The organism is Lachnoanaerobaculum sp. OBRC5-5, assembly GCF_000296385.1.
GTDB lineage: Bacteria > Bacillota > Clostridia > Lachnospirales > Lachnospiraceae > Lachnoanaerobaculum.
This window is the reverse complement of sequence record NZ_JH815185.1, coordinates 2,700,907-2,707,581: the sequence shown is the minus strand read 5'-3', so window position 1 is coordinate 2,707,581 and position 6,675 is coordinate 2,700,907. Positions and strand designations below refer to the sequence as shown.

The window sequence follows — 6,675 nt, the reverse complement described above, 5'->3', positions numbered from 1 at the left end:
TACGGATTTGACTTGGGGTGAACGTACACACTACCATCATATATATACTCACTTTCAAACTTCTCTCCATATTTTTGCTGCATATAATACTCTGCTGCATTCATGTAATCTTTTCTTGTCAGCATAAAAATACTTACCCCTCTTTTTACCAGCATATCTCTAAGGAATACCAGTCCCACTATAAATACTATTATTATAAGAATACCTCTTATTGCTTCTTCATTCTGGCTTATTCTTCTTTTTTTCATTCTAATCCCTTAAATTTAAAAATACACATATATTCATTTATCTTAATAAACTAAATAATAACTTATAGATAACATAAATACATGGGCTACAAAACTAACTTCTATATTAAACTTATTTGCAATCTCTTCATAAAGTGCCTGAGTTGCATCCCCCATGTTATCACACTGCCTTGCTATGTCTTCCATTACTCTAATTAAATTTTCTTATGTATTTTTTGTTATATTTACTCTTAATGCGTTTAAAAAGAAAGCTGAAAATTCCCTTAGTACAAGATGCTCCTTCCTTAGGATATCTGTATCTGCTTTTATCTTTGTCCAAGCTTGCATTCCTTCAGGATCATGGTCATTATTACCGGCACCATCATTATCCTTCCAGCTCATATTTGATATCCTGGCTTCACCAAGTTCAGGTCTTTCTTTTAGGATTGCCTCTATTGCCTGGAGATTTTTTGCTATAGCTTTTTGAGCAGCTTCTATCTTTTCCTTTTCTTCTTTTTTTAGACTATCTTTTATTTTATCCCTTTTCTTTTCCTTCATTACAGTTTGATTAACTATATCAATTATATTATATTTATCTTTTATACCTAACTTGTCCAATGGTAAATACTGTATAATATCGTACAATGCTTTTTTCTTGTAAGTCTTTATCTGTAGGTCTTTCACTTACCATAGTCCTTGTCTCCTTCCAATATATCTATATCATCATCAAAACCTGTCTTATATGCCTTATCATAAAAGCTGGAAATCCTATAGTAAAACTTTAGCTCATTAAATGTATAGGATATCAATTTTTCTTCAAATTTATCAAAATCTTCTTTTGTAATATATGTGACCAGTAATCTGTTAGTCTGCAAGTCTTTATCTACAAATATATTACATAACTTTTCAAAATCTCCTTCTCTGTTTTCAACATTTTTATCTGTGAATATACATGTAGTATAGTCACTATTACTTACATATGTCATCAAGTCTGTATCTCTATTAAAGCTGTCATCCAGTGAAAAACCATACGGATGAGTATACACCTTACACTCTCCATATATAGGTTTTACAAGCTCATATATATACTTCTCAAGTTCCTCTTTCTTTAGGTATCCTACATAATTATCGCTAAAATAAGTTAATCCATTTTCACTATAAACTTCTACTACTGCATGCCACTGAGGATTTTCCTTTGGATGAACGTATATATTGTTCTCAACTATATACTCACCTTCAAACTTTTCTCCGTATTTTTTCTGCATATAATATTCTACTGCATTCATATAATCTTGCCTTGTCAACATCAAAATCCTTACTCCCCTTTTTACCAGCATATCTCTAAGGAATACAAGTCCAACTATAAAAACTATTATCAGTAAAATACCCCTTATTGCCTCTTCGTTTTGGCTTAGTCTTCTCTTTTTCAACATTTGATTTTTTAACCTCTATTCGATAAAAACTTTTGTATCAGGAAACATAGCCTCAATGTCTTCATTTATCTTCAAATGATATAAATGTAAATCCTCTAAATATTTAAATTTTTTTATTAAATATATATTATCAAGCACATTCTCCTCCTCATAAATACTATTATCTCCATCATACGCACTTATGTAGCTAAACCATACAGTTTTAGTGTTCTTAAAATACTTTATATCTTCAATATTTTTTACTTTATATTCTCTAAAGTTTATTGATACCGACTGAACCCTCTCAAGATCTCTTTTCCAAATTATTCCATCTAATGCCTTTTCTCTTCTATCTACCATTGACACTTTAGATGATATTAAAGTATCTCTTACCGCCCTTTCAAACTCTCTATCTTTAAAAAAGACTATTTGGTCCATAATATATATACAAATTACCGACATCACAACAATAGCAATTTGTATTCTTCTCTTTTTCATCATATCCCATACCTCCGGCAAATATTTCAAACTTACCTTTAGAAAAATTTGTATTAAAATTCTCAATACACTCTTTTGTCATTTCATTTCCCCGGTATCTACTTTGTAACTTGGATAAATTCTGTATTCACATATATACAAACATCCGTACATATTTACTCTATAACTACCCTCGCATTAGGAAACATTTTCTTTATATTTTCTATAGCTTCATCATCCAACTTTAAGTGATATAATTGCAAATCATCCAGATATTTTAAATCCTTTATCTTGTATAAATTATCAAGTACATTCTCATCCTCATATATGCTTTTATCTCCATAATATGCACTTGAATATACCAACGATATTAATTTAGCGTTCTTAAAATATACCAGGTCACTTATATCTCTTATTTTATATTTTCTAAAGTCTATATATATATTATCTACATCCTTAAGATTGTCTTTCCAAATTATACCCTTAATGGGATTGATTCTTCTGTATTCGTCTATAGTTACCATCTCATAATCAGTTTTAGTTTCTCTTACCAATCTTTCAAACTCAGGATCATGAAAAAAAGCTATTTTATTTACAGTATATAATGCAAATACGATAATAATAATTACTGTTGCACAAATTATCTTCTTATATTTCCTTAGCATAAATTCACCCCTCCGATGCAATATCCACTGTTCTTTTAATCCTGTCTCTAATATACTTACTCTTTTCCGGCATTTGTTTTTTCCTGCAAATCTTTCTCTGTAGGTTTTTCACTTGCCATATTTTTCATCCCCTTCTAATATCTTTATTTCATCAAATCCCACTTTGTCTACTTTACTATAAAAACTTGAAATTCTATAATAATATTTTTGTTGGTTAAATATGTAATCCATTCTGTACTCTTCAAATTTATCAAAGTCTTCCTTTGTAAAATATGTAACCAGTAATCTATTTGTTTGTAAATTTTTATCTAAAAAAATATCACATACTTTTCTAAAGTCTTTTTCTATATTTTTAGCCTTTTTATATGTAAATATACATGTAATATAGTTTCCTCTATTTACATATGTCATTATATCTGTATCTCTATTGAAGCTATCATCAAGAGAAAAATCATATGGCTGTGTATACACCTTACACTCCCCATATATCGGCTTTGCCAGCTCAGATATATACTTCTCAAGTTCCTCTTTCTTCAGGTATCCTACATAATTATCATGGAAAGATGTCAACCCTCCCTCACTCTCAAAATCCACTACCACATGCCACTCCGATTTTGACTTTGGGTGTACATATACGCTACCTTCATATACATATTCTCCTTCAAATTCCTCTCCATATTTTTTCTGCATGTAATATTCTGCTGCATTTATATAATCTAACTCTGTTAACATAGTAATGCTCACTCCCCTTTTTACCAGTATATCCCTAATGAATACCAGTCCAACCACAAAAGCTATCACTGCAATAATACCTATTATTCCATGTTCATTATTACTCAGTTTTCTATTTTTCATTTTATACCTTCAAATTCAAAAATATCCATGTATTTATATATCTTAATAAACTAAATACTAACTTATAGATAACATAAATACATGGGCTACAAAACTAACTCCTACTTAAGCTTACTTGCAATCTCTTCATCAAGTACCTGAGTTGCATCTCCCACGTCATCACACTGCTTTGCTATGTCCGGTATTAACTGATATATTTGATTGAATAAAGGCTGTAATGACTCAAACTGTGCTACGAAGCTCTCACTTGCCGCACCTTCCCATTCACCCTGTAATATGTTTATCAGATTTCTCATAGTGCTTTTTCCTGTAGTTCATCTTCAGTTTCAATATTATTATTTTCCATAACCATCTCTTCCTTTCAATACATCTATATCTGAAAATCCGGTATCATTCTTTTTATCATATATACTATCTAATGAATAATAGTAATCCTTTGAATTATATATGTTGTCAATATTAATTTCCTCTAGACTGCTGAAGTTTTCTTGAGTAATATATGTAACATTTATAACATTGCATTCTAATTTATTTTCAATAAAAATACTGCATGTCTTATTTAATTCAGTTTCCATATTTTCTGCATTTTCATACGTAAATATATCTAATGCATAATTTCCATTACTTACGTATGTCATTAAGTCCGTATCTTTGTTAAAGCTGTCATCCAATGAAAAACCATATGGATGTATATATACTTTGCACTCCCCATATATCGGCTTTGCCAACTCATATATATACTTTTCAAGTTCCGCTTTCTTAAGATATCCCACATAATTATCATGGAAATAAGTCATTCCGTCTTTATTTTCAACATCTACTACTACATGCCGGTACGGATTTGACTTGGGGTGAACGTACACACTACCATCATATATATACTCACTTTCAAACTTCTCTCCATATTTTTGCTGCATATAATACTCTGCCGCATTCATATAATCTTTTCTTGTAAACATCACTATACTCACTCCTCTTTTAACCAATACATCCCTTATAAATATTATTGCTGATATTGATGCAATTATTATCAATATTTTTAATAATATACTTCTTATGTTATTTTTTACTTTTTTCTTCATAAATGCATAATCCCTTCAACCAAAACATTTTTTATCTTGTTTATATATCAAATTGTAATAGTATTATTTCTACACTTTTTTGGTGCTAGAATATATTTAGTACAAAACAAAATGAGATATTTCCTTATTTGTTATATAATAAACCTTAGGAGGAACTCATTATGTCAAGTAAAAGAAACCATCACTCAGAGCAATTTAAGCTGGATGCTATCAACTATCGAAATGAACATCCGGATCTTACTCAAGTTGAATGTGCCAAGAATCTTGGTATTGGTGTTAGTACACTTGCCAAATGGGAAAGTCAATTTCGTAATAACGATGGTGACATTCCCGTTCGTGGCTCAGGTAACTATCAATCTGATGATGCAAAAGAAATAGCTCGCCTTAAACGTGAGCTTCGTGATGCTCAGGATGCTCTTGATGTACTAAAAAAAGCAATAAACATTCTGGAGAAAAGTTAACTCTTACTATCTATGCAGAATTTTCTGCATAGGTAGTGATATTTGATTTTTTAACCTCTACTCGATAGAAACTTCTGCTTCACGAAACATAGCTTCAATGTCTTCATTTATCTTCAAATGATATAAATGTAAATCTGTACATATTTACTCTATAACTACCCTCGCATTAGGAAATATTTTCTTTATATTTTCTATAGCTTCATCATCCAACTTTAAGTGATATAATTGCAAGTCATCCAAGTATTTTAAATCTTTTATCTTGTATAAATTATCAAGTACATGCTCGTCATCATATATACTCTTATCTCCGTCATATGCACTTGAATATACCAACCATATTGATTTAGCGTTCTTAAAATATACCAAGTCTCTTATATCCCGTATTTTATATCCCATAAAATCTAAATATATATCTTCTATGTCTTTCAAGTCATTCTTCCATATAACACCATTTATAGGTTTATATCTCTTATATTTATCTATTGCAAACATTGTACTATTGACTTTCGTTTCTCTAACAAATCTTTCAAACTCCGGGTCATGGAAAAAAGCTATTTTATTTACAGTATATAATGCAAATACGATAATAATAATTATGGTTATACAAATTATCTTCTTATATTGTAGGATATCATATAATGCTTTTTCCTGTAATTCATCTTCTGTCAGTCTATTATTGCTTGGCATAATCTTCATTTCCTTTCAATATATCTATATCTATATCTATAAATCTTTTTTCAACATTATCATATACTGCATCCACCCTATAGAAAAAACTTCGTCTATTATTTACCATGTCTATATATTTCTCCTGAAAATTACTTAAATCAGCATCCGTAATATATGTTACCAGTATTGCATTGCTTTCAAGTTTATTATCAATAAAAATTTGACATATGCTTTTAAATTTTGTATCCATATCTTTTATGTTATTATTTGTAAATATATTTGTAGTATAATCTCCCTTACTCGCATATATTCTCATATCTGTATCTTTGTTCCAATTATCATATAATCCAAAACCATGTGGCTCTATAAATACCTTACACTCCCCATATATTGGCTTTGCCAGCTCATATATATACTTCTCAAGTTCTTCTTTCTTTAGGTATCCTACATAATTATCATGAAAAGATGTCAACCCTCCCTCACTCTCAAAATCCACTACCACATGCCACTCCGGTTTTGACTTTGGGTGTACATACACACTATATTCATATACATATTCTCCTTCAAACTTCTCTCCATATTTTTTCTGCATATAATACTCTGCTGCATTTATATAATCTTGCCTTGTAAGCATCAAAATCCTCACTCCCCTTTTTACCAGTATATCTCTAAGGAATACCAGTCCCACTATGAATGCTATTATTATCAGAATACCTCTTATTGCTTCTTTATTTTGGCTTATTTTTCTCTTTTCCATCCTATCTCTCCAATCAAAAAAGTCCACGCAATTATATCCTGACAAAGTAATACTTTAAATTATCAGTAAC

Annotated in this window: 11 protein-coding genes and 1 pseudogene; 1 reads left to right on the top strand and 11 read right to left on the bottom strand. The window is 30.1% G+C overall.

Annotated elements, in window-relative coordinates:
* From HMPREF1135_RS14065 to HMPREF1135_RS12490, 9 genes and pseudogenes are all read right to left on the bottom strand, one after another.
* A pseudogene (locus tag HMPREF1135_RS14065) lies at positions 1 to 248 on the bottom strand (hypothetical protein); the annotation flags it as partial.
* 42 nt (positions 249 to 290) lie between these two features.
* Positions 291 to 434 carry a hypothetical protein gene (locus HMPREF1135_RS14075; protein ID WP_207635497.1) on the bottom strand — a complete coding sequence of 48 codons (144 nt, stop codon included), beginning with the start codon at positions 432 to 434 and terminating at the stop codon, positions 291 to 293.
* 18 nt (positions 435 to 452) lie between these two features.
* Positions 453 to 872 (bottom strand): hypothetical protein, encoded by a 420-nt coding sequence (locus HMPREF1135_RS12520; protein ID WP_242824860.1) that lies wholly within the window; start codon positions 870 to 872, stop codon positions 453 to 455.
* A gap of 35 nt (positions 873 to 907) precedes the next feature.
* A complete protein-coding gene (locus tag HMPREF1135_RS12515; protein ID WP_034243565.1) occupies positions 908 to 1,657 on the bottom strand; it encodes a hypothetical protein in 750 nt (249 codons plus the stop codon).
* Positions 1,658 to 1,675: 18 nt separating this feature from the next.
* Positions 1,676 to 2,140: a hypothetical protein gene (locus HMPREF1135_RS12510; RefSeq protein ID WP_007595736.1), complete on the bottom strand. Its 465-nt coding sequence runs from the start codon at positions 2,138 to 2,140 to the stop codon at positions 1,676 to 1,678.
* 152 nt (positions 2,141 to 2,292) lie between these two features.
* Positions 2,293 to 2,781, bottom strand: coding sequence for a hypothetical protein (locus HMPREF1135_RS12505; protein ID WP_007595735.1), 489 nt, complete (start codon positions 2,779 to 2,781; stop codon positions 2,293 to 2,295).
* A 108-nt stretch (positions 2,782 to 2,889) separates the two neighbouring features.
* Entirely contained in the window at positions 2,890 to 3,636 is a 747-nt protein-coding gene (locus tag HMPREF1135_RS12500; RefSeq protein ID WP_007595733.1) for a hypothetical protein, read from the bottom strand.
* A gap of 101 nt (positions 3,637 to 3,737) precedes the next feature.
* The gene (locus HMPREF1135_RS12495) at positions 3,738 to 3,932 is read right to left on the bottom strand and encodes a WXG100 family type VII secretion target (protein WP_007595731.1); all 195 of its coding nucleotides are present in this window, start codon (positions 3,930 to 3,932) and stop codon (positions 3,738 to 3,740) included.
* Between the two features lie 39 nt (positions 3,933 to 3,971).
* Positions 3,972 to 4,718, bottom strand: a complete 747-nt coding sequence (locus tag HMPREF1135_RS12490; RefSeq protein ID WP_007595728.1) for a hypothetical protein — start codon at positions 4,716 to 4,718, stop codon at positions 3,972 to 3,974.
* 161 nt (positions 4,719 to 4,879) lie between these two features.
* Here HMPREF1135_RS12490 and HMPREF1135_RS12485 point away from each other — a divergent pair, with 161 nt between their 5' ends.
* Positions 4,880 to 5,179, top strand: a complete 300-nt coding sequence (locus tag HMPREF1135_RS12485; RefSeq protein WP_007595726.1) for a transposase — start codon at positions 4,880 to 4,882, stop codon at positions 5,177 to 5,179.
* Positions 5,180 to 5,323: 144 nt separating this feature from the next.
* Here HMPREF1135_RS12485 and HMPREF1135_RS12480 read toward each other — a convergent pair whose 3' ends face one another.
* Entirely contained in the window at positions 5,324 to 5,866 is a 543-nt protein-coding gene (locus HMPREF1135_RS12480; RefSeq protein ID WP_007595724.1) for a hypothetical protein, read from the bottom strand.
* Positions 5,853 to 6,605 carry a hypothetical protein gene (locus HMPREF1135_RS12475; RefSeq protein ID WP_007595721.1) on the bottom strand — a complete coding sequence of 251 codons (753 nt, stop codon included), beginning with the start codon at positions 6,603 to 6,605 and terminating at the stop codon, positions 5,853 to 5,855. The genes HMPREF1135_RS12480 and HMPREF1135_RS12475 overlap by 14 nt, the downstream gene beginning before the upstream one ends.
* Between the last annotated feature and the right edge of the window lie 70 nt (positions 6,606 to 6,675).

Coding starts and splice junctions, on each gene's coding strand:
- HMPREF1135_RS14075 (WP_207635497.1), bottom strand. CDS start 434: ATGGAAGACATAGCAAGGCAGTGTGATAACATGGGGGATGCAACTCAG.
- HMPREF1135_RS12510 (WP_007595736.1), bottom strand. CDS start 2,140: ATGATGAAAAAGAGAAGAATACAAATTGCTATTGTTGTGATGTCGGTA.
- HMPREF1135_RS12505 (WP_007595735.1), bottom strand. CDS start 2,781: ATGCTAAGGAAATATAAGAAGATAATTTGTGCAACAGTAATTATTATT.
- HMPREF1135_RS12500 (WP_007595733.1), bottom strand. CDS start 3,636: ATGAAAAATAGAAAACTGAGTAATAATGAACATGGAATAATAGGTATT.
- HMPREF1135_RS12495 (WP_007595731.1), bottom strand. CDS start 3,932: ATGAGAAATCTGATAAACATATTACAGGGTGAATGGGAAGGTGCGGCA.
- HMPREF1135_RS12490 (WP_007595728.1), bottom strand. CDS start 4,718: ATGAAGAAAAAAGTAAAAAATAACATAAGAAGTATATTATTAAAAATA.
- HMPREF1135_RS12485 (WP_007595726.1), top strand. CDS start 4,880: ATGTCAAGTAAAAGAAACCATCACTCAGAGCAATTTAAGCTGGATGCT.
- HMPREF1135_RS12480 (WP_007595724.1), bottom strand. CDS start 5,866: ATGCCAAGCAATAATAGACTGACAGAAGATGAATTACAGGAAAAAGCA.
- HMPREF1135_RS12475 (WP_007595721.1), bottom strand. CDS start 6,605: ATGGAAAAGAGAAAAATAAGCCAAAATAAAGAAGCAATAAGAGGTATT.